The sequence below is a fragment of the Virgibacillus halotolerans genome (assembly GCF_016908515.1).
GTDB classification, from domain to species: domain Bacteria; phylum Bacillota; class Bacilli; order Bacillales; family Amphibacillaceae; genus Virgibacillus_M; species Virgibacillus_M halotolerans.
In genome coordinates, this window is sequence record NZ_JAFBEA010000001.1 from 737,346 (window position 1) to 758,492 (window position 21,147).

At 38.4% G+C, this 21,147-nt stretch carries 20 protein-coding genes; all 20 read right to left on the reverse strand.

Features of this window, described 5'->3' with window-relative positions; genetic code table 11:
- Nucleotides 1–245 precede the first annotated feature (245 nt).
- On the reverse strand, nt 246–815 hold the full coding sequence (locus JOC34_RS04270) for an outer spore coat protein CotE (protein WP_205135464.1): 570 nt from the start codon (nt 813–815) through the stop codon (nt 246–248).
- 280 nt (nt 816–1,095) lie between these two features.
- Complete coding sequence (locus tag JOC34_RS04275; protein WP_205135465.1) at nt 1,096–1,521, reverse strand: YlbF/YmcA family competence regulator; 426 nt, start codon at nt 1,519–1,521, stop codon at nt 1,096–1,098.
- A 1-nt stretch (nt 1,522) separates the two neighbouring features.
- A complete protein-coding gene (gene miaB, locus JOC34_RS04280) occupies nt 1,523–3,091 on the reverse strand; it encodes a tRNA (N6-isopentenyl adenosine(37)-C2)-methylthiotransferase MiaB (RefSeq protein ID WP_205135466.1) in 1,569 nt (522 codons plus the stop codon).
- A gap of 136 nt (nt 3,092–3,227) precedes the next feature.
- Nucleotides 3,228–3,488 carry a stage V sporulation protein S gene (locus tag JOC34_RS04285; RefSeq protein WP_205135467.1) on the reverse strand — a complete coding sequence of 87 codons (261 nt, stop codon included), beginning with the start codon at nt 3,486–3,488 and terminating at the stop codon, nt 3,228–3,230.
- A gap of 183 nt (nt 3,489–3,671) precedes the next feature.
- Complete coding sequence (locus JOC34_RS04290) at nt 3,672–4,469, reverse strand: TIGR00282 family metallophosphoesterase (RefSeq protein ID WP_205135468.1); 798 nt, start codon at nt 4,467–4,469, stop codon at nt 3,672–3,674.
- A 101-nt stretch (nt 4,470–4,570) separates the two neighbouring features.
- Nucleotides 4,571–6,136: a ribonuclease Y gene (gene rny, locus JOC34_RS04295; protein ID WP_205135469.1), complete on the reverse strand. Its 1,566-nt coding sequence runs from the start codon at nt 6,134–6,136 to the stop codon at nt 4,571–4,573.
- Between the two features lie 425 nt (nt 6,137–6,561).
- Nucleotides 6,562–7,605 carry a recombinase RecA gene (recA, locus tag JOC34_RS04300; protein ID WP_205135470.1) on the reverse strand — a complete coding sequence of 348 codons (1,044 nt, stop codon included), beginning with the start codon at nt 7,603–7,605 and terminating at the stop codon, nt 6,562–6,564.
- A 173-nt stretch (nt 7,606–7,778) separates the two neighbouring features.
- Entirely contained in the window at nt 7,779–9,023 is a 1,245-nt protein-coding gene (locus JOC34_RS04305; RefSeq protein WP_205135471.1) for a competence/damage-inducible protein A, read from the reverse strand.
- A complete protein-coding gene (gene pgsA / locus JOC34_RS04310; RefSeq protein WP_205135472.1) occupies nt 9,023–9,601 on the reverse strand; it encodes a CDP-diacylglycerol--glycerol-3-phosphate 3-phosphatidyltransferase in 579 nt (192 codons plus the stop codon). Before pgsA ends, JOC34_RS04305 begins: the two co-directional genes overlap by 1 nt.
- A gap of 134 nt (nt 9,602–9,735) precedes the next feature.
- Nucleotides 9,736–10,644: a helix-turn-helix domain-containing protein gene (locus JOC34_RS04315; protein WP_205135473.1), complete on the reverse strand. Its 909-nt coding sequence runs from the start codon at nt 10,642–10,644 to the stop codon at nt 9,736–9,738.
- A gap of 17 nt (nt 10,645–10,661) precedes the next feature.
- Nucleotides 10,662–11,453, reverse strand: coding sequence for a DUF3388 domain-containing protein (locus JOC34_RS04320; protein ID WP_205135474.1), 792 nt, complete (start codon nt 11,451–11,453; stop codon nt 10,662–10,664).
- A 158-nt stretch (nt 11,454–11,611) separates the two neighbouring features.
- The gene (locus JOC34_RS04325) at nt 11,612–11,875 is read right to left on the reverse strand and encodes a DUF3243 domain-containing protein (RefSeq protein ID WP_205135475.1); all 264 of its coding nucleotides are present in this window, start codon (nt 11,873–11,875) and stop codon (nt 11,612–11,614) included.
- 80 nt (nt 11,876–11,955) lie between these two features.
- On the reverse strand, nt 11,956–12,672 hold the full coding sequence (ymfI, locus tag JOC34_RS04330; RefSeq protein WP_205135476.1) for an elongation factor P 5-aminopentanone reductase: 717 nt from the start codon (nt 12,670–12,672) through the stop codon (nt 11,956–11,958).
- Nucleotides 12,673–12,681: 9 nt separating this feature from the next.
- On the reverse strand, nt 12,682–13,965 hold the full coding sequence (yfmH, locus tag JOC34_RS04335) for an EF-P 5-aminopentanol modification-associated protein YfmH (RefSeq protein ID WP_205135477.1): 1,284 nt from the start codon (nt 13,963–13,965) through the stop codon (nt 12,682–12,684).
- Nucleotides 13,958–15,247 carry an EF-P 5-aminopentanol modification-associated protein YfmF gene (gene yfmF, locus JOC34_RS04340; protein WP_205135478.1) on the reverse strand — a complete coding sequence of 430 codons (1,290 nt, stop codon included), beginning with the start codon at nt 15,245–15,247 and terminating at the stop codon, nt 13,958–13,960. Before yfmF ends, yfmH begins: the two co-directional genes overlap by 8 nt.
- A gap of 144 nt (nt 15,248–15,391) precedes the next feature.
- Nucleotides 15,392–16,345 (reverse strand): ABC transporter permease, encoded by a 954-nt coding sequence (locus tag JOC34_RS04345; RefSeq protein WP_205135479.1) that lies wholly within the window; start codon nt 16,343–16,345, stop codon nt 15,392–15,394.
- On the reverse strand, nt 16,346–17,392 hold the full coding sequence (locus tag JOC34_RS04350) for an ABC transporter permease (RefSeq protein ID WP_205135480.1): 1,047 nt from the start codon (nt 17,390–17,392) through the stop codon (nt 16,346–16,348). It abuts the gene before it with no gap.
- Entirely contained in the window at nt 17,389–18,921 is a 1,533-nt protein-coding gene (locus JOC34_RS04355) for an ATP-binding cassette domain-containing protein (protein WP_205135481.1), read from the reverse strand. Before JOC34_RS04355 ends, JOC34_RS04350 begins: the two co-directional genes overlap by 4 nt.
- Nucleotides 18,922–19,054: 133 nt before the next feature.
- Nucleotides 19,055–20,143 carry a BMP family lipoprotein gene (locus JOC34_RS04360; RefSeq protein ID WP_205135482.1) on the reverse strand — a complete coding sequence of 363 codons (1,089 nt, stop codon included), beginning with the start codon at nt 20,141–20,143 and terminating at the stop codon, nt 19,055–19,057.
- A 104-nt stretch (nt 20,144–20,247) separates the two neighbouring features.
- Nucleotides 20,248–20,973, reverse strand: a complete 726-nt coding sequence (locus JOC34_RS04365) for a UTRA domain-containing protein (RefSeq protein WP_205135483.1) — start codon at nt 20,971–20,973, stop codon at nt 20,248–20,250.
- Nucleotides 20,974–21,147: the final 174 nt, after the last annotated feature.

Genomic DNA, 21,147 nt, shown 5'->3' on the forward strand with positions numbered 1-21,147 from the left:
CGATTGTCTGAACCCCTTTAACCTATTTTATCGCAGTTTAACCGGCAGTAAAACCTCCACTTCAAAAATATAAGTGGCACCGGAACTTTTAGGTGAGAGATAACTGCCTGCACAAGCCCGATTGGTTTAACTATCAATCGGCGTGAGAAAAGAAAAACTCCCACTGATTGGAGTTTCACTTTATAAAACACGCTTCTTGCAAAGGAACAAAAAATTACGAGAGAAATTAATCCCTCGTAATTTTTCTAGTCTTTTTCATTTAAAAAATCGGGTTTAACATCATGCAGTTCATCATCTTTTAGTTCAAAATCCCATTGATCATCATCATCGTCATCATCAAATTTTCCATGATTTGGATTTACTTTCACACTAAGTCTTGTTTCACCAATTATCTGTACGATAAATTCCCGTTCCGTTTCAACTACGATTTTGTGCCCTTTATTTGCAATCTTACACTCCAGACAGTTAGGTTGTTGAACAACCTTAGCAATCACATCGTAATCCTCATTCAGGCAATTATCATCCTTAACAGATAATGGAACAACATCACAATAGGTTACTCTTTCAGTTACGACCTCCGTTTTTGTATTATCATTATACGAATACCAAACGTTGATATCATAGCTCCCATTAATTTCTACGGAATCCTTTGATTTCTTTTTGGCATTGTATAAATGATTGATGACCCAGCACCCTAAAATACTTGTTGGATGATGTGATGGTGCGATATTATTGGATGCTTTTGTGAACTTGCGACCCTTGCCACAGACGGCTTTTGTAATGATTTCTCTATATTCTTTATCAAGAAAAGTCATAATTACTTATACCTCCTCATTTTTCATAGTCATTTTATGCAAGACAAATACCTAAAGTGCATAGCTATTTTATTCTGATGGGAAATTATCAATTTTCCGGACCGTATCATTACACAAAAGGAACATTGCGTGAGTAATAATCGCAGACCCTAAAAATTTTTACGGAAATTTAAAGCTTGCGGCTTAAGGAGTGATGTTAAGTCAAGTTTTCTAATGAAAGCTGATAAAGGCATGATAATAACAAAAAAACAAGGCAGATAATATTCTGCCTTGTTTTTGTTTAATGACATCCTGTACTTTTTTTAGTTTTTGATCCTGTTTCACCAGACAATAAATCTCCACCTGTTGATTCAATAACATGATTTGTTACTTCTCTTGCTATCGTTCCGGATACAAGTTGTAGTACATCATTGACCACAATTTGTGTTTCCTTAAATTCCTGTACAACCGGTATTGCATCGATTTCGTCCTGTAGACGATCAATTTCTTCTTCCATCCGTTTTAATGCTTCTCTTTTTTCATAAGCTTGAAAATTAACTGCTTGTTTCTGTAATGCTTTAATTTTCGTTATCAGCTTTTGAACCTTTTGGTTATCATTAATTTTTGCTTCAACTTGTTTGAATCGATCGATTTCATCTGTATTTGCAAGCATATTCGCTAAGTCTTTTGCTGCATCAAGTACTTGTGTGCGTGTATATTCAGCCATGTTAGTTCACCTCAACTGTATTTTCTACCATTATACCATTTAATGACCATGTTTTCGTGTCCGTAATTTTCACTTCAACAATTTTGCCAATTGCTGATTGTGGACCTTTAAAATTAACTAATTTATTTCGCTCTGTATAGCCGGCCAGAACATCAGGGTCTTTTTTACTTTCACCTTCAACAAGTACTTTAACAATCTTATCATCATAAGTTTTCATTGATGCTGCAGATTGTTTGTTGACAAGGTCGTTCAGACGGTATAAGCGTTGTTTCTTCACTTCTTCTGGAACGTCATCCTTTTTACGTGCAGCTGGCGTACCTTCACGTGGTGAATAAATAAACGTGTATGCTGCCTCAAAACCAACTTCTTCTACTAGTGTCATCGTTTCTTCAAATTGCTCTTCTGTCTCATTCGGGAAACCGACAATAATATCTGTGGTTAACGTTGCATTTGGCATCGCTGTACGTATTTTATGAACCAATGCCAAGTAATCTTCCCTTGTATATTTTCGATTCATTTTCTTTAATATTTCACTGCTTCCGGATTGTACCGGCAAATGAATGTGGTCCAGTAGATTGCCCCCTTGAGCTAATACCTCAATTAATCGATCATCGAAGTCTCTTGGGTGGGAGGTCGTGAAACGAACTCTCGGGATATCAATCTTATGAATATCATTCATTAAATCGCCTAATCCATATGTAAGATCTTCGAAGTCTTTTCCATAGGCATTGACGTTTTGCCCCAGTAATGTCACTTCCTGATAGCCCTGTGCAACCAAACGCCGTACTTCCTGGATAATGTCATCGGGTCTCCTGCTGCGCTCTTTACCACGTGTCATTGGCACGATACAGTACGTACAGAATTTGTCACAGCCGTACATAATGTTAACCCATGCTTTAATTTTACCTTTACGTACTTTTGGCAGATTTTCTATAATATCTCCTTCTTTAGACCATACCTCTACAATGTTTTCTTTACTGAACATTGCTTCTTTAACCAGGTGTGGAAGACGGTGGATATTATGTGTTCCAAAGATCAAATCAACATGCTGGTGTTTTTTTAGAATTCGGTTTACCACCGATTCCTCCTGTGACATACAACCACAAACCCCAAGAATTAAATCTGGTTTTTCCAGTTTTAAAGGTTTTAGATGACCGATTTCACCAAACACCTTATTTTCCGCATTTTCCCGGATTGCGCATGTATTGAGTAAAATGATATCCGCATCATTTGTATCTGCAGTAGATTCGTAACCCATTTCCGTTAAAATTCCGGCCATTACTTCTGTATCATGTTCATTCATTTGACAACCATATGTACGAATAAGGAATTTCTTTCCTTCTCCAATGTTTTCCATGTCTTCAGGGATTCCAAAATCATAATGAACATCTATTTTATCGCGACCGCGTTTACGGGCTTTATTCAAATTAGGTGGCTCGTACGTTGTTTCAAAATACTTGGCAAAGTCGACACTTGTCTTTTCACTTAAAGGTTTGTCCTGATCGGATTTTCTGTCCGCAGTCGTCACCTGTTTAATCTGCGCTTGCTCTTTCCGTTGCTGTTCGTTCATAACAAAACTCCTCCTATCTTACGTATACATACATTCCTCTAGTATAAAGGCTATGATTCAATTTAACAATACATCTCGCCTAAGTACAAAGAAAAAACCTTCCAATATTAGAGGAAGGTTACTAAATTTGTCATTATCATCTTGGTTCTACAATCAATTTAATTGCTGTTCGTTCCTCATTATCAATCATAATATCTGTAAACGCCGGAATACAAATTAAATCGACTCCACTTGGTGCGACAAATCCTCTTGCAATGGCTACCGCCTTTACGGATTGGTTAATTGCGCCCGCTCCAATTGCCTGCATTTCCGCTGTGCCGCGTTCCCGTAATACATTTGCGAGTGCTCCTGCTACTGAGTTTGGATTTGATTTTGCTGAAACTTTTAATACGTCCATTACTAGTACCTCCTTCATATCCTAATGTAGTTCTATAGCTACTATATTCCTGGAGATGTTAGCTTATTACCCTATTATGCATCAATGATTCCAAAAATTCAATTTACCAAGATTCAACTAGAGCGCACTACTGATTATCAATTGGCTAAATTACTACATGACCTATCTTACAGTTCAAAAGGCTTAACCAAAAAACGGATGGTCGTCATTAATTAAAATCCGCTCTACTTTTGTTGCTTTTCCACTATTGTTATCAATCGTCACTACAAACCCGTTTAGTTGTTTTCTTCCCTGCGTGGTAATTTCGAAACGTACAGGTAGAGAAGTCAAGAAACGTTTCATTACTGCATCTCTTTCTACACCTAAGATGCCATCATAAGGACCGGTCATCCCTACGTCTGTTATATATGCTGTTCCTTGCGGTAATATGCGCTCGTCGGCTGTTTGAGTGTGTGTATGCGTTCCTACTACCGCGCTGACCCTACCGTCTACATACCAGCCCATTGCTTGTTTCTCACTTGTCACTTCTGCATGAAAATCAACAAAAATAATATTCGTTCTTTCTTTGGCTTCATCGATTAATTCATCCATTTTTCGAAATGGATCTTCAAGTGGGGCCATGAATGTACGCCCCTGCATATTAATAACAGCTATTTCAGTACCGTTCAAGTTAACATAGGTGATGCCCTTTCCAGGCGTTCCTTCTGGGAAATTTGCTGGACGAATCATATTTTTCGCGTCATCTATAAACTCGAAAATCTCTTTCTTATCCCATGTATGGTTGCCCATCGTAATAACGTTGGCACCCCATTCTAAAAATTGTTTGTATATTTTTTCTGTGATTCCTTTTCCGGAGGCAGCATTTTCGCCATTTATTATCGTCAAATTGGGGCGGTATTTGTCTTTTAATTTTGGTAAATATTCTTGTACTGTTTCCCTGCCCGGCGAGCCAGTGACATCACCGATAAACAATATTTTCATCCTGTAATCATCCTATCTCATTTATTAGTATTTGTTTTTCACAATCATTATTTCATGTCAAAAAATAAAAGCGACCACATGGCCGCTTTTACCGCATTAAATCATTTTGCATATTCAACCGCTCTTGTTTCTCTAATTACAGTTACTTTAATATGACCTGGGAAATCGAGTTCTCCCTCGATCCGTTTACGAATATCTCGTGCGATACTCACAGATTCTATGTCATCAATTTCGTCAGGTTTTACCATAATTCGTATTTCTCTTCCCGCTTGGATGGCAAATGATTTCTCGACTCCTGCAAAGGATTCAGAGATTTCTTCAAGCTTTTCTAATCGCTTGATATAGTTTTCCAATGTTTCACTTCTTGCACCAGGACGTGCAGCAGATAATGCATCCGCAGCAGCTACCAGTACTGAAATGACGGAAGTTGCCTCTTCATCACCATGGTGGGAAGCAATCGAATTAATAACTACCTCATGTTCCTTGTACTTCATTGCTAATTCTTTACCGATTTCAACATGGCTGCCCTCTACTTCATGATCAATTGCTTTTCCGATATCATGGAGGAGACCGGCTCTTCTTGCCAATGTTACATCTTCGCCTAGTTCTGCAGCAAGTAATCCAGAGAGATACGCAACCTCTGTAGAGTGCTTCAAGACATTTTGACCATAGCTTGTACGGTATTTTAGGCGACCAAGAATCTTAACCAGGTCCGGATGCAGACCATGTACGCCAACTTCGAATGTTGTTTCTTCACCAATTTCACGGATATATTCATCAACCTCGCGTCTGGCTTTATCCACCATTTCTTCAATTCTCGCCGGGTGGATTCTGCCGTCCTGTACTAGTTTTTCTAGTGCCATACGAGCTATTTCCCGTCGAACTGGGTCAAAACCAGATAGGATTACTGCTTCTGGTGTATCATCAATAATTAAATCAATACCAGTCAATGTCTCCAGTGTTCGAATATTACGCCCTTCACGTCCGATGATTCGACCTTTCATCTCATCATTAGGAAGGTTTACAACTGATACAGTTGTTTCAGCAACGTGGTCTGCAGCACAACGCTGTAAAGCCAACGAAAGAATGTTTTTTGCTTTTTTATCAGCATCTTCTTTTGCACGATTCTCAGCTTCTTTCACCATTAACGCCGATTCGTGTGTCAGCTCATTTTCGAGCCGGTCTAAAATAATTTGTTTGGCCTGGTCTGTTGTATATCCTGAAATGCGTTCAAGCTCCGTTTGCTGCTCTTTTTTCATAGCTTCCACTTTGCTTTCCATTTCTTCAATTTGTTGTTGTTTCTCCGTTAGTGATTGTTCCTTCTTCTCTAACAAAAGTTCACGTTTGTCCAGTGTTTCACTTCTTTTATCCAGATTTTCTTCTTTTTGCATCAGACGATTTTCTTGTTTCTGTGCCTCTGCACGACGCTCACGAAGTTCTTCCTCCGTTTGCTGGCGAAGCTTATGATTCTCATCTCTTGCCTCAAGAAGTGCCTCTTTTTTAGCGGCATCTGCATTTCGGTGCGCTTCATCAACTAACTGTTTTGCAAAAGTTTCCGCACTGGAAATCTTTGCTTCAGCAATTGATTTACGAATCAGATAACCAACAACAATACCGACGATTAGGATTAAAGCAAGCAAAATGAAGATGATTAAAGTATTGTCCATGATTTCACCTCCCATTGCTATAAAGTTGTACAATTCATTATTGTCGGCATGTACCATTTTCAATGCATTAATAACAATAAATCTTATAAATGAAATTATAAAATTATACATGTTAATTTTAATTGTCTCTCTGGATAATGTCAAGGAAACGTCATAACTAATCCTGAATCATACATATTAAGAAAATCACAAGCACCTGTTCTAACAACATACAAACTGGAAGTATTCTGACAAGATAAAGGAAACGCGATGAATGGTAGCGAGTCAACGTTAACTTATCGTAGGGAAAATTCTGAAGTTTGTTAGTGTTGGGCACTGGAACTGGACATAGCTATCCTTAAGGTTAATATACTATATACTCTTTTTACTAGCGAAAAATCCTTTACTATTATAGAGTAAAGGATTGCTTGGTAAGATGGCTTTTATTATACATCAAAACTCTCTTGCTCAACTTCTTTTGGTTTTTCCGCTTCTTCTTTAATCTCGTCTAACTGATAATGATCTCGAATCGCTTCATGTATTTCAGCCATTATCTCTTTGTTTTCTTTTAAAAACTGTTTGGCATTTTCACGTCCTTGACCAAGTCTTTCTTCTTTATAGGAGTACCATGCGCCACTTTTAAGCACAATATCCAATTCTGAACCAATATCAAGGATTTCACCTTCTTTAGAAATTCCTTCTCCATACATAATATCGACCTCAGCTTGTTTAAATGGCGGTGCTACCTTATTTTTAACGACTTTAATTCTCGCTTTATTTCCCATAATGTCATTACCCTGTTTTAGTGTTTCTGCACGACGAACTTCTAGTCTGACAGATGAATAGAATTTAAGTGCACGTCCACCTGGTGTCGTTTCCGGGTTCCCAAACATAACGCCTATTTTCTCCCGTATCTGGTTAATGAAAACAGCTGTAGTTTTCGACTTGTTTATGACTCCAGACAATTTTCTTAATGCTTGAGACATCAGACGGGCCTGTAACCCAACGTGGGAGTCACCCATTTCACCCTCGATTTCCGCCTTTGGAACCAGTGCAGCAACCGAATCGACAACTACAATATCTACCGCACCACTGCGTACGAGCGCCTCAGCAATTTCCAGTGCCTGTTCTCCAGTATCTGGCTGAGATAATAATAATTCTTCTATATTTACACCTAGCGCACTTGCATAAGTTGGATCTAATGCGTGTTCAGCATCAATAAACGCCGCATTTCCACCTTTTCGCTGTGCTTCAGCAATTGCATGTAATGCTACAGTCGTTTTACCAGATGATTCCGGGCCATATATTTCTATTACCCTACCTCTTGGATATCCACCTACTCCTAATGCTACATCCACTGCCAAAGACCCACTAGGTATTACTGCTATTTTTTGGAGATCTTTTTCTCCTAGTTTCATAATAGAACCTTTACCAAATTGCTTCTCTATTTTACTTAATGCCATATCTAAAGCTTTTTTTCTATCGCTCATAGCATTTACCTCCTCTAATCAACTATTTACATCATACATTGTTTTTAACAGTTTGCCAAGCAAAAAAACGAATAAACGTTCCGTTGTTTTTCCATTACCATTTCTATCAAAATGCCTTTTTAAGCATAAATTTACCTACAAAATGCAATTTCAACAAAAAACCACGGGAAACTTTATGATTTTAAAGTTTTTAAAATGTTTTCCAAACCTTTTAAAACAGTTCTTCTTCTAATAGCATTTCGATCGCCCTGAAATAAATATTTGTTCACCTGTTGCTGATTGCCAGTACAAATAGCCATATATACTGTTCCCGTCGGATTCCCTTCCGTTTCCTCAGGTCCCGCAACCCCAGTGAAGCTAATTCCGATTGTAGCATTTAATTGCTTACGTACATTCATGGCCATTTCTAAGGCACATGCCTCACTAACGGTTCCCTCTGTTTGAATCGTTTTTTCAGAAACACCTAGTACATTCTGTTTCACCTTTTCGTCATAAGATACAATGCCCCCTGGACACACTTCAGACGCTCCGTCAACAGAGATTAGTTTACTTGTGAACATTCCCCCTGTAAGACTTTCTGCAGCTGCCAGTGACTGTCTTTGTTCTTTTAACAACTTGATAACCTGTTGCTCGATCGTTTCATCATCGGTACCATAGAAATAATCGCCAACCCTTTGGAGTATCTGTTGTTTCATGTCCTCCAACAACACATTTACTTTATCTGCTGTACGTTCTTTTGCTGTTAATCGAATAACGACCCCATCCTGTTGGGCAAGGGGGGCGATTGTAGGATTTGTTTGTGCATGGATCAGATCACGTAACTCGTGTTCCAGGCTAGATTCACCAATTCCGATGAATTTTAGCACGACTGATTTTATGATTTCTTCATTTCCGGTAAGTTTTATTAAGTATGGCAATACATCGTTACTTACGAGTTGTTTCATTTCCCTTGGAACGCCCGGCAGGAAGATCCATGTTTTATTTTCATGAACCACAATCATTCCTGGTGCCATCCCTACTTTATTGTCAAGCACCTGCGCACCATTAAAGATGCGTGCCTGTCTGCGATTGTTTGGCGTCATCTCTACTTGTCTTTTAGCAAAAAAACGCTCGATTTTTTCCATGGAAGGTTCGTGTTCAATCACATCAAGATTACTTATACGATGAAATGCTTCACGGGTCATATCATCCTCAGTAGGACCGAGTCCGCCGGTTACGATGATGATATCTGAACGTGTTTGCGCTTGGGAAAAAGCACTTTCTACCCTTTCCATGTTATCGCCTACAACCACATGATTGTAAATGTTAATCCCAATTGCAGCCAGTTTTCCCGATATCCACTGTGCATTGGTATTTGAAATTTGGCCTAATAACAACTCAGTTCCGACAGCAATTATTTCCGCTTTATAATGTTTCATTACTTCGACTCCTTCATAACATTCCAGTTTTTAACAAAGTAATCATATCCAGATAGAACCGTAAAGAATAAAGCGATATAAAGCATGATTGTTCCGAACGGAAATCCGACATAGGAGAACGGGAAATTATGAAGCAATAAAGCTGCTATTGCGACCATTTGTGTAGCTGTTTTTAATTTCCCCATATTACTTGCCGCTAGAACGATTCCTTCACCTGACGCAACGAGACGGAGACCGGTTACCGCAAATTCCCTGCTAATAATGATAATAACGACCCATGCAGGTGCAGACCCCATTTCCACTAATAAAATAAGTGCAGCGGAAACGAGTAATTTATCTGCCAGCGGATCTAAAAATTTGCCAAGGTTAGTTACAAGATCATATTTTCTTGCATAAAAGCCATCTACCCAATCTGTAGCTGCCGCAATGATAAACAATAATGCTGCAACAAAATGGGATACAGGCAGTTGTGAATCTCCAATTTGCCACGCTCCCCAACTAAATGGAACGCTTAATAAAATGATAAATATTGGAATTAATATAATGCGTGATAATGTAATTCTATTTGGTATATTCATAAGTGATTTCCTTTCGATTACGATTATGAGATATAAAACCCTTCCATCTGTAAATCAGGAAGGGTTTTATCCTATCTTAAATAATACATTATTAGAGCTGTTTCTCAAAGGACGTGAACTGGGCAGCCAAAATTTTATTCATCTGTATCGTTTTTTACATTGATTGTAATTTTTTGTACATTTTGCTCTTTGGGGTCTACCGCGTACTCCAGTTCCTCACCGTTGATGGTAATGGTAAGATCAGGTGCATAGCCAATGCTGAAATAAATTTCATCTTTGCCTGACAAATCCAGTTCCAATGGGGAGTCGTCTTCATTAAACAAGGCATTATGGAAGGATTCATCATCGCCTTTCACCTCAAGCCATGTGCTACCACTGGATTCCAATTTTAATTTAACTTCGTCACCTGCATTGGTTAGATCAAACTCCGATTTTCCTCCATTTTCTTCCACTAGTTCGAGTTTTGATTCAGATTGGTCGTCTTCTGTATCTCCATCATCTGAATCTGCGTCATCTTCAGCCTCTGTATTGTCATCGTTTGTATCTTTTTCCGACTTGTCACCAGCTTGATCGTCATCAGAATTATTAATAATTACTTCGTTATCATTATCTTCACCTTGAGGTTCAGAACCACCTTTTGATGTTGTTTGGCTATAAAGAACAATAGCCGCAATAATAATACCAATTATTAACAACACGACAATAATCGTTGGGATTAAGGAATAGATAGCAGGACTCTTTTCCGAACTCGACTCTTTCTTTGTACGCTGCATACGAGAATATTTAACTTCACTATCATCCTCTGTCTCTGTCTTGGGTATATCATCGCTATACTCCGCTAATAGTTCATTTGGATCTAATCCAACTGCAGTTGCATATTCTTTCATAAATGCTCTTGCATAAAATTTACCAGGAAGAATTTTGAAATTGCCTTCTTCTATCGCAACTAAATATCTTTTCTGGATTTTTGTTGTTTCCTGCAAACTATCCAGTGATATATTCTGCTCTTCTCTGGCCTCTTTTAACTTTGTACCAATTTCCATAAATAACACCATCCAATTTAAAAATCAAACATTGAAAAGCCATTTCCCTGATTCATTTGTTGTTTTTCAACAGGTTCATACGTAATCTCTTCGTCTTCATGATTACGTAATTCAATAATATAATCGAAGTCATCCATATTATATTCCGTTGCCTGTACAAATATATCCGGGTGCTCCACAACTTTAATAGCCGGAAGCTGCATAATTTCACGGATTAACTGCCAATGTCTTTCATTTGATCCGCGTTTTGATACTACACCATCGATAATAAAAATATTATCTTCATTATATTCCCCTTCAATCAACTGATTCCTTAACGTTTGTTTGAGCAATGTACTGGAAACAAATAACCATCTTTTATTTGCAGAAACACTTGCTGCAACCACCGATTCCGTTTTTCCGACCCGTGGCATGCCACGGATACCAATTAATTTGTGGCCTTCTTTTTTAAAAAGTTCAGCCATAAAATCAACTAACAGTCCAATTTCATCGCGCACAAATCGAACCGTTTTACGGTCATCTGCGTCTCGATGAATGTACCTACCGTGACGTACGGCTAATTTATCTCTTAATTTTGGTTTACGTATCTTGGTTACTTCAATGGTATCCATTGTTTCTAATATCGATTTCAAACGCGTAATTTGCTCATCATATTTAGCAAGCAGGAGCATCACTCGTACAGAGTCTTCCACTCCATTTATTGTAATAATGTTAATCGATAACATCCCTAATAAAGAAGATATGTCTCCTAACAACCCAGGACGGTTATTTTGAATTTTGTATTCAAGGTACCATTCTGTTTTCTCCATAGTAAACTCCCTTTTACCAAGTTATGTTAATCAACAAATGAACAAATAACAATATATCTCTATCTATCATAAATGATTTTGCCTAAAGTAGAAAGTATTTCGTTATAATTTTAAAAATAAAAAAGGGCTATATAAAATATACAGCCCTTTCATCCATTCTAATCCTTTGTATTTCCCTGATTTTGTACCAGTTTGATCATTGTATTTGCGATCGCTTGTTGTTCATCTTCAGAAGCGGCATTCCAGAGCTCTCTTAATACTGCCTCTTCATCATTTTTAGCATCAACACTTTCAGCAAGGTAATCGCCAACTTCATGCGCTACATTTGAAATGGTTTGTTCACTCATCCCCTGCTCCATCGCCTGATCAATTTTATTAGCTAAGAAACCTTTCCATGATGAAAAATCATCCATAACTGACATACATCTGCCTCCTTATTTACTTACATGTATAGTATTTGAAATCTGTTGATGCTTATACATGAAAAGTATGACAGATCATTTTACCAGGCACCGTCTACATTTAAAATTTCACCTTGTATATAACTTGACTGATCATCCAGTAAAAATTGGACTGCATGCGCAATTTCCATCGGTAATCCGCTGCGATTCATAGGGATTTCTGCAATGAGTGCCTCTTTATCCGCTTCCAGCAAATGTGCATTCATTTTTGTTTCAATATAACCAGGGCTAATAGCATTTACCGCAATTCCGCTTGGTGCCACTTCCTTTGCCAAAGCCTTAACAAAACTATTTTGCGCACCTTTTACGGAAGAGTAGACTACTTCATAGCTTGCCCCTCGATCACCCCAAATGGACGTAATGAATATGATCTTACCGAATCGCCTTTGTATCATTTCGGGTAATGTTTTTCTTGTTATCAGCCATGGCGCCTTAACATGTAAGGATAACATATCATTCATCACTGCTTCCGGTGTGTCCTGAAATAATCCGAAATGGGCACTGCCACTGGCAAAGATAATGTAATCAATCGGGAAAACGAGTTCCTGCAATAGTTTCTCTATGCCCGCTTGCTGACGTAGGTCTGCCTGTAATACGGACAGAATTGATTCTTTCTCCAATCGACTTCTGAGCGCATGCATGCTATCTTTATTTTGATGATAATGTAGTATCAGGTGATGCCCTTCATTCGCTAACCGCTCAGCGATTGCCATTCCAATGTCTCCACTTGCACCGATAATTAACACATTTTTCCCCATCATCAATCCTTACGCTGAAGCGATTGTACAAACCGCCAGCCGATCCTCACTGATCCAATTTTGCACAAACTGATTTGCTTCTTCCAATGTTAAGGCTTGGATGGCAGGTATAATCTGGAAAAAATCAACTCCCAATAAACGATATTGTGTATATTGGCTGGCGATAAACTCTAAAGAATTCATGGCTCGCAACAATTTACCAATTCTTTTCTTTTTCATCCGCTCAAACTCCTCAGCTGAAAGGGATGCTTGATTTGTAGTTTGCAATAATTCCTTTACTTTTCCCGCAAACTTTTCCGGCTGATCTGTGTTACCACCAATAAAAGAGTAACCAAAGTTTTTCTCTATATTTGTTTCAAAATAAAAACTGCTATCGATCAACGCTTCGTCATACAATGTTTGATAAAATGGCCCCCCTTTTGAAAAAAAGTGGTCCATTACCATACTTTGCAGTAAATCCTTTTTCAAAAACGAATCCCCGCTCAGTTCCGTAACCGATTCTTTGATTCCAACTGTACATTTTGGAACAGAAACCGGCATGATAATTTTATTTTCTTTCTTAACCACTTCTGTTGGCTCATCAGGAAACGCTCGTTCAATATGGTCCATTTTCTCAAAATCTTTTTTTGCCTGGTTATCTTTAATAAATTGCATCATTTTTGAAGCATCAAAGTTTCCGGCAATAAACAATATCATATTTTCCGGATGGTAAAATGTATGGTAACAGGTATATAAGTCATCCTTTGTAATCGTATTAATCGAATCCACCGTACCTGCAATATCAATATTTACCGGGTGGTTTTTAAACATGCTTTTGATGGTTCCCATAAATGACTGCCAATCAGGCTGATCATCATACATTTTTATTTCCTGTGCGATGATCCCTTTTTCCTTTTCGACAGATGCTTCCGAAAAGTAAGGGGCCTGAACAAAGTCAATTAAGGTTTCCACGTTTTTCTCAACATGGTTCGTTGCAGAAAACAGGTAAGCCGTTTTTGTAAAAGATGTATAAGCGTTTGGTGATGCACCTTGTTTACTGAAGTCAGCAAATACATCACGATCTTCTTTCTCAAATAATTTATGCTCCAAGAAGTGTGCCACTCCTTCAGGAACTGTTGTTTCCTTATCTTCACCAATGGGTACAAAAGTTTGATCAATCGAACCATAATTGGTAGTGAACAGTCCGTAAGTTTTTGCCATTTCCGGTTTTGGTAACAAACTGACGGTTAAGCCATTATCCAGTTTTTCCGTATAAATGACTTCGTTAATTTCCTTGTATGTCTGCCTAGTCATTGGACGTATCTCCTTCACTTGTTAATAAGTAAACCGTGTCTTCCTCTAATTTTCCCGCTACAGTTTCAACGTCTTTTAGCGTTACTTGCCTGATACCAGCTATTAATTGTTCTGGTGTCATTTTCGTGTCAGCAACGACTTGCTGGTATAGTAACTCAATAATACCTTGTGGATTATCGAGGGTCTCCAATAATTGATTGACAATTAAATCCTTTGTTTCGTTTAATTCTGTCTCGGTAAAGTCTCCCTGTTTCATTGCGGTCATCTGTTCTCTAATAATGTTTAGGGCTTTATCATAATCTGTCGGAGCAATTCCGCTAAAAATTAATAATAGTCCTTTATGACTTTCAAACCGGGATGCGGCATAATAAGCAAGGCTGTTTTTCTCCCGCACGTTGATAAAAAGCTTGGAGCTCGGAAATGCACCAAACAGTCCATTGAACACTTGTAAGGCAAAATAATCATCATCACGATATGTTGTATTTGTCCGGTAGCCGATATGCAGTTTTGCCTGTTGAATGGCTTGTTTTTCAATAATTTCCTTTGGTTTGTCTACCTTTTTATTTACAAATGTTGCATGCTTTGCTTGGCTGTTTACAGCCTCCCGTTTTATTACAGAAGTTATCTTCTCCCCTATAGCTGTTTCATCAAAATCACCTAACACATAAATATCCAGTTGATCTTCACTTAACATCTTCTGGAAATATTCATATAAATCGCTTGCTGTGATTGTATCTAAATCCTCTTCATAACCATGTACATGCAGCTGGTATGCCTCGTCTTCACACATTTCATCAATTAATCGTGTGTTTGCATAGCTCATTTTATCATCTTGCAGGGCGCTCATTTTTTGTCTTAATGTTTCTTTTTCTCGCGTAAATACGGTTTCATCAAACGCGTCGCCTGATACATTCGGCTGGAATAGCAGTTCACTGAACAAGTCGATGCCCTCCTCGATAATCGAGGTCTCTTGGGGAATAAACTTCTGATTTGCCAGTTCAAAACGAACACTGATGATATGGTTATCCCCTTTTTTGGATCCATCAACAGACAACACTGCGCCATACAGTTCATCTAATTTTAATTGCAGTGCTTTTCTGCTTGGATAGCTCTTTGTACCCTGCTGTAAAATATACGGCAACAGGGCTCTCTTTGTAATTGTTTCCCGCTCAAGCGGTGCTTTTAATTTGGCAACGATATTCATTGTTTTATACTTTTTTGTCTGAATAAAATGCAGATTTAAGCCATCTTTATTGATTATTTTTTCCTCAATCGTATTCATAGCATCCTCCAGTTAAATATAATCATTTGTTCGTTACATGTTATTCTGTACCTATTTGACCTATGTAATCCATTATAAGGCAAAAAAAACTGACTTGCTAATATAACAAGTCAGTTTTTTTAATCTAGGTGGTAACTAGCGCCTTTATCTAGTCCCTTTGATATACGGTTCCCCATTGGCTCGCGGTGCGTCTGCACGTCCGATAAATCCGGCTAAAGCGAGAATGGTCAATACATATGGAGCGATTAATAGGAATACTTGTGGTACATCGGCAAGAAATGGAATGCTTGCACTAACGACACTTAAACTTTGAGCAAATCCGAAGAACAATGCCGCCCCCATCGCACCTAACGGATGCCATTTCCCAAAAATCACAGCTGCCAGCGCCATAAACCCTTGACCTACAATTGTAGATTGAGAAAAGTTCGATGCGATCGTAAGTGCAAATACAGAGCCACCTAAGCCGCCTAGGCCCCCAGATATAATCACTGCAATATAACGCATTTTGTAAACACTTATCCCATTCGTATCTGCGGCCATCGGATGCTCACCAACAGCACGCAAACGCAGACCAAACGGCGTTTTATATAAGATATACCACGCGATAAATGCTAAAATAATCGCTAAATAAGACGTTAAGTACATACTTTTGAAAAACATTGGTCCAATAATTGGAATATCAGAAAGCAACGGTATGTTTGTTGTATAGAAGGGTTCCGAAACCATATCAGTCTGTCCCTTACCGTACCATTGCTTCGTTAAGAAGACGCCTATACCCAGGGCTAGAAAGTTTATCGCTACCCCACTGACAACCTGATTGGCTCTAAATGAGACTGATGCTACAGCATGGATAATCGAAAACAAGGCCCCAATAATTATTGCTATAATAATAGATATCCATGGTGTCCATGCCCCGAGCACATCAGCAAAAGCAAGATTAAAAACGATTCCCACAAAAGCCCCCATGACCATTAAACCTTCCAGACCAATGTTTACAACACCGGAACGTTCACTGAAAACACCACCCAACGCAGTAAATATCAGGGGAGCGGAATAGAATAATGCGGTCGGTATAATTGATTGCAATATTTCTATCATTTATTTCCCCTCCTTTTTAAAGCGAAGTAATGCCCAACGAATAATGTAACTCGACGCTACAAACAAAATGATTAAAGCAATAATGATATCAACAAGTTCAGTGGGGACACCAGCGCCAGTTGGCATTTGTCCAGCGCCTTCTTTTAATGCACCAAACAAAATCGCGGCCAGTACGACACCAAACGCGTTGTTACCACCAAGAAGAGCCACAGCAATTCCATCAAAACCAAGATTTGTAAACCCCGACATGACTGAAACGGTACCATATGTGCCAAGCCCTTCCATTGCACCACCCAAACCAGCAAACGCCCCAGCAATTACCATGGATAAAATAATATTTTTACTCACGTTCATTCCCGCATATTTAGAAGCGTGCCGATTAAAACCTACTGCTTTTAATTCATACCCGATTGATGTTCGTTGAATAATAAACCACATAATTATTGCAGCAAATAGTGCGATAAGAATCCCATAATGCATCCGGGAAAAATAAGTAATACTCTGCAGCCATTCCGATGCTAAAGAAGCCGAGCCATGAATTTCCGCTGTTGTCGTTTTTTTTTCAGTTAATACGTTTCTAATAATTGCGTTCATTGAATATAACGCGATATAATTCATCATAATCGTTACAATTACTTCATGGACACCCAATTTTGCTTTTAGAAGACCAGGAACAAAGCCCCAAACGGCACCAGCCGCAGCAGCAGTTATTAATGCAAGTGGTAAATGGATATACATGGGGGCATCAACCGCTAATCCTACCCAAACAGCCGCAAGCCATCCTACCATGACTTGTCCTTCCGCACCGATATTAAATAAACCCGAACGAAATGCAAATGCTACCGCTAGTCCAGTAAAAATATATGGTGTTGTTCGTCTGATTGTTTCACCTAATGTATATTGATCACCAAATGCGCCGTTCCATAATGCAGCATACCCTTCTATTGGATTATGGCCTGATATAAGCATAATAATAGCACCAGCAATTAGTCCAAGGATAACGGATATAATTGGTATTAAAATAGAAATTAATCTATTTGTCGTCATTGGTTTTCACCTGCCCCGTTCACCTGACTGCCAGCCATTAAAAGACCAAGCTCCTGTTCGTTTGTCTGCTCAGGATTTAATTCGGCAACAACTTCCCCATCAAACATCACTGCAATCCGATCACTCACATCCATAATTTCATCCAGTTCAAAAGATACTAATAAGATCGCTCTCCCTTTATCGCGTTCTTCTATTAATCTTTTATGAATAAATTCTATCGCCCCAACGTCCAAGCCTCTTGTTGGCTGCGCAGCAATCAACAAATCTGGTGATCGATCAATTTCACGTCCGATGATCGCCTTTTGCTGGTTTCCTCCAGATAGTGCACTTGCTTTCGTATATGCACTTGGTGTACGGACATCGTATTCTTGAATGAGTTCGGTTGCCTTTTTATAAATTTCTTTATAGTTTAATATAGTTCCCTTTGAGAAGGGTTCTTTATAATAGGTTTGCAATACCATATTCTCTCCGATTGGATAATCCAGTACAAGACCATATTTATGTCGGTCCTGTGGAATGTGACCAATTCCGCTTTCAGTTACTTTTCGTGGCTTCAAATTAGTGATGGGTTTACCCCTTAACTTAATTGTTCCGGATTCTGCCTTCGTTAAGCCAGTAAGTGCTTCAATCAATTCGGTCTGTCCATTGCCGTCTATTCCTGCAATACCTACAATTTCGCCGGCTTTTATTTCAAGGTTTAGTCCTTTCACTAATTCAACTTTTCGCGTATCCTTTACAAACAAATCCGCAATCTGAAGTACTACTTCTTTCGGATTGGCAAGAGTTTTCTCTGTCGTAAAACTCACTTTTCTGCCCACCATTAATGAAGCAAGTTCATTTACATTCGTATCCTTAACATCAACCGTACCTATTCCTTTCCCCTTGCGCATAACGGTACATCGATCACAGACTTCCATAATTTCTTTTAATTTATGTGTAATTAATATAATTGACTTTCCCTCACGTATCAGGGCATGCATAATTTCAATCAACTCTTTTATTTCCTGCGGCGTGAGTACTGCAGTAGGTTCATCGAAAATAAGAATATTTGCCCCCCTGTATAAAGTCTTGAGTATTTCTACCCGTTGCTGCATACCTACAGAAATATCACTAATTTTGGCAGTGGGGTCTACTTTTAGACCATATCGATCAGAAAGCTCCCGGATTTCCTTTTCAGCCCGTTTTATATCAATTTTACCTGATTTTCTTGTCGGCTCACTACCTAAAATAATATTTTGTGTTACAGTAAATGGTTCGACTAACATAAAGTGCTGATGGACCATACCAATACCTAAGTCATTTGCGATATTCGGATTGGTAATATTAACCCGTTCGTTATTTATGCGAATTTCCCCTTTTTCAGGCTGATATAATCCAAACAGTACATTCATTAACGTAGACTTACCTGCCCCGTTTTCACCAAGCAAAGCATGAATTTCCCCTTTTTTCACTTGCATAGTAATATCATCATTAGCCACGACACCGGGAAACTCTTTTCGTATATTTAACATTTCAATTACATATTCCACTCATCCTCACCCCTTATCGCAGTTCCAGGCAGTAAAACCCCCACTGAATGAAGTTTCACTTGATATATTTTATTATGAAACATAACAATAAAACAGAAAAGGCTGTGAAACCAGCCTTTTCCAACTTATAACCTTAAAGTGAGTCAACAAATTCTTTCGTCTCATCGCGCGTTTGTGGTACGTCGATATCGCCATCAAGAATTTTTTCCTCCCATTCATTTACAGTGTCAATAATTTCTTCAGTAATTGCTTCTTCGTTTGTTGTTGCGAATCCAATTGCATCATCTTTTAAGCCAAATTCTAAAAGTTCTCCACCTGGAAAGTCACCATCCATAGCTTGGTTCGATACATCTTCTACAGCAACATCAACACGTTTGATCATAGACGTTAATGTGACATTGTCATCCCCAATTTGGCCTTCATCATACTGATCTCGGTCCACACCAATTACCCAGATATCACGATCGGGATCATTTTGTTTAAGGTCTTTTGCCTGATTAAATACGCCATTCCCTGTTCCTCCTGAAGAGTGATAAATCACATCTGCACCATTACTATACATGTTTGATGCAATAATTTTACCTTTATCAGGGGCACCAAATGATTCTGCATATTCAACTTCAACCTCAATATCAGGATTTACTGACTTTACACCAGCAATAAAGCCTGATTCAAATTTATTGATCAGTGGGGAATCTATCCCACCAACAAAGCCTACTTTATTGGTTTCTGTTTTCATTGCCGCTGCGACACCAACTAAAAATGATCCTTCATGTTCTTTAAACATAATACTGGCAACGTTTGGCGCGTCAATCTCGTCATCAACAATTGCAAAGTGTTTATCATCATATTGACCTGCTACTTTTTCAAGGTCCTCTTTCAACTCAAATCCAATTCCAAATATAAGATTGTAATCCTCACGAATCAGACGATTTAGGTTAGGCATATAATCTGCCTTATCATTCGACTGCGCATAGTCAATCCCTTCCCCTTTGGAATAACCATGTTCTTTTCCCCATTCCTGTAGCCCTTCCCATGATGACTGGTTAAATGATTTATCATCAACACCGCCGATATCTGTTACCATTGCTGCAGTGAAATCTTCTGTATCACCATCTTTATTATCAGAATCGGATCCTTTGTCATCTGATCCACAGGCAGCTAGTAGCGTACCAAGACTCAGAATTAATACAAACATGGTAATAAATTTACGATTTTTCATGTTTAAACCCCCAATAAGTGTATTAACATTAATCTTATAAAACGCTTACATATTCAGCCGTTCTTTTTACAACCATCACCTCCCCAAATATCATCATAAATGCATTACAACCGCTTTCTCAAAACATGGAAACGAAACATGTCGGAGCGGAAATAATTAGCAGAGTAAAGTACCGGCTCGTCCTCATCCGTATAGTGCATTTGTTTTAATAACAATAACGATTGTTCCGGATCACAATCTAAAGCATTATAAATACGATCATGGTAACTGATCGGTTCAATATAGGTCACTGCATAAGCAATCCGTTTGTGCGAGTATTCCTCCATTAATTTAAATAAAGAGTCTTGTTTATGCACATGTTCTAATGGGATCAAGTCACTAGGTATTTTATCAATACAAAATACTACCGGGCGATTATCCGCCGTTCTCACGCGTTCAATAGTCGCCAGAGAATCAATTTTCTTTGGTGCAAATTTCTCCATATCTTCATCCGTTGGTTCCAAATATTCTGTTGTCAGATATTGTGAGCCTGGGGTTTTACCAGATTGTTTAATCATCGATGTCACACTGGTTAATTCTTCTACCCCGGATGAATAAATCGGTTTTGAATTAACAAAAGTACCTACACCATGTCTTCTCGTGACTACATTTTCCTCTTCTAAAATACGTAACGCTTCCCTTAAAGTCGCCCTTGACACGCCGAGTAATTTAGACAATTGAAATTCAGAAGGCAATTTTTCCTTCTCCTTATATGTACCACTTTCAATATCTCGTTTCATTTTATCAATAACCTGGAGATATAAATGCCGTGAATCTGATTTTATGGACACAAAAGTCCTCCTTTTTCATTAATATACGACAACAAGAGATCTGACCTCTGACGTATGACAGTATACCCTACCGTCAATATACCATTTTCATGCATATAAATAAATAGTTAATAGAAAAAACACACCATTCTCATGATAGTACTTTTTGGAAAATAAAAAACGGCACTGCCAAAC

What these genes read in the sequence shown, in the direction of transcription:
- JOC34_RS04270 (WP_205135464.1), bottom strand. Translation starts at nt 815, where the DNA reads ATGACTTTTCTTGATAAAGAATATAGAGAAATCATTACAAAAGCCGTC.
- JOC34_RS04275 (WP_205135465.1), bottom strand. Translation starts at nt 1,521, where the DNA reads ATGGCTGAATATACACGCACACAAGTACTTGATGCAGCAAAAGACTTA.
- miaB (WP_205135466.1), bottom strand. Translation starts at nt 3,091, where the DNA reads ATGAACGAACAGCAACGGAAAGAGCAAGCGCAGATTAAACAGGTGACG.
- JOC34_RS04285 (WP_205135467.1), bottom strand. Translation starts at nt 3,488, where the DNA reads ATGGACGTATTAAAAGTTTCAGCAAAATCAAATCCAAACTCAGTAGCA.
- JOC34_RS04290 (WP_205135468.1), bottom strand. Translation starts at nt 4,469, where the DNA reads ATGAAAATATTGTTTATCGGTGATGTCACTGGCTCGCCGGGCAGGGAA.
- rny (WP_205135469.1), bottom strand. Translation starts at nt 6,136, where the DNA reads ATGGACAATACTTTAATCATCTTCATTTTGCTTGCTTTAATCCTAATC.
- recA (WP_205135470.1), bottom strand. Translation starts at nt 7,605, where the DNA reads ATGAGCGATAGAAAAAAAGCTTTAGATATGGCATTAAGTAAAATAGAG.
- JOC34_RS04305 (WP_205135471.1), bottom strand. Translation starts at nt 9,023, where the DNA reads ATGAAACATTATAAAGCGGAAATAATTGCTGTCGGAACTGAGTTGTTA.
- pgsA (WP_205135472.1), bottom strand. Translation starts at nt 9,601, where the DNA reads ATGAATATACCAAATAGAATTACATTATCACGCATTATATTAATTCCA.
- JOC34_RS04315 (WP_205135473.1), bottom strand. Translation starts at nt 10,644, where the DNA reads ATGGAAATTGGTACAAAGTTAAAAGAGGCCAGAGAAGAGCAGAATATA.
- JOC34_RS04320 (WP_205135474.1), bottom strand. Translation starts at nt 11,453, where the DNA reads ATGGAGAAAACAGAATGGTACCTTGAATACAAAATTCAAAATAACCGT.
- JOC34_RS04325 (WP_205135475.1), bottom strand. Translation starts at nt 11,875, where the DNA reads ATGTCAGTTATGGATGATTTTTCATCATGGAAAGGTTTCTTAGCTAAT.
- ymfI (WP_205135476.1), bottom strand. Translation starts at nt 12,672, where the DNA reads ATGGGGAAAAATGTGTTAATTATCGGTGCAAGTGGAGACATTGGAATG.
- yfmH (WP_205135477.1), bottom strand. Translation starts at nt 13,965, where the DNA reads ATGACTAGGCAGACATACAAGGAAATTAACGAAGTCATTTATACGGAA.
- yfmF (WP_205135478.1), bottom strand. Translation starts at nt 15,247, where the DNA reads ATGAATACGATTGAGGAAAAAATAATCAATAAAGATGGCTTAAATCTG.
- JOC34_RS04345 (WP_205135479.1), bottom strand. Translation starts at nt 16,345, where the DNA reads ATGATAGAAATATTGCAATCAATTATACCGACCGCATTATTCTATTCC.
- JOC34_RS04350 (WP_205135480.1), bottom strand. Translation starts at nt 17,392, where the DNA reads ATGACGACAAATAGATTAATTTCTATTTTAATACCAATTATATCCGTT.
- JOC34_RS04360 (WP_205135482.1), bottom strand. Translation starts at nt 20,143, where the DNA reads ATGAAAAATCGTAAATTTATTACCATGTTTGTATTAATTCTGAGTCTT.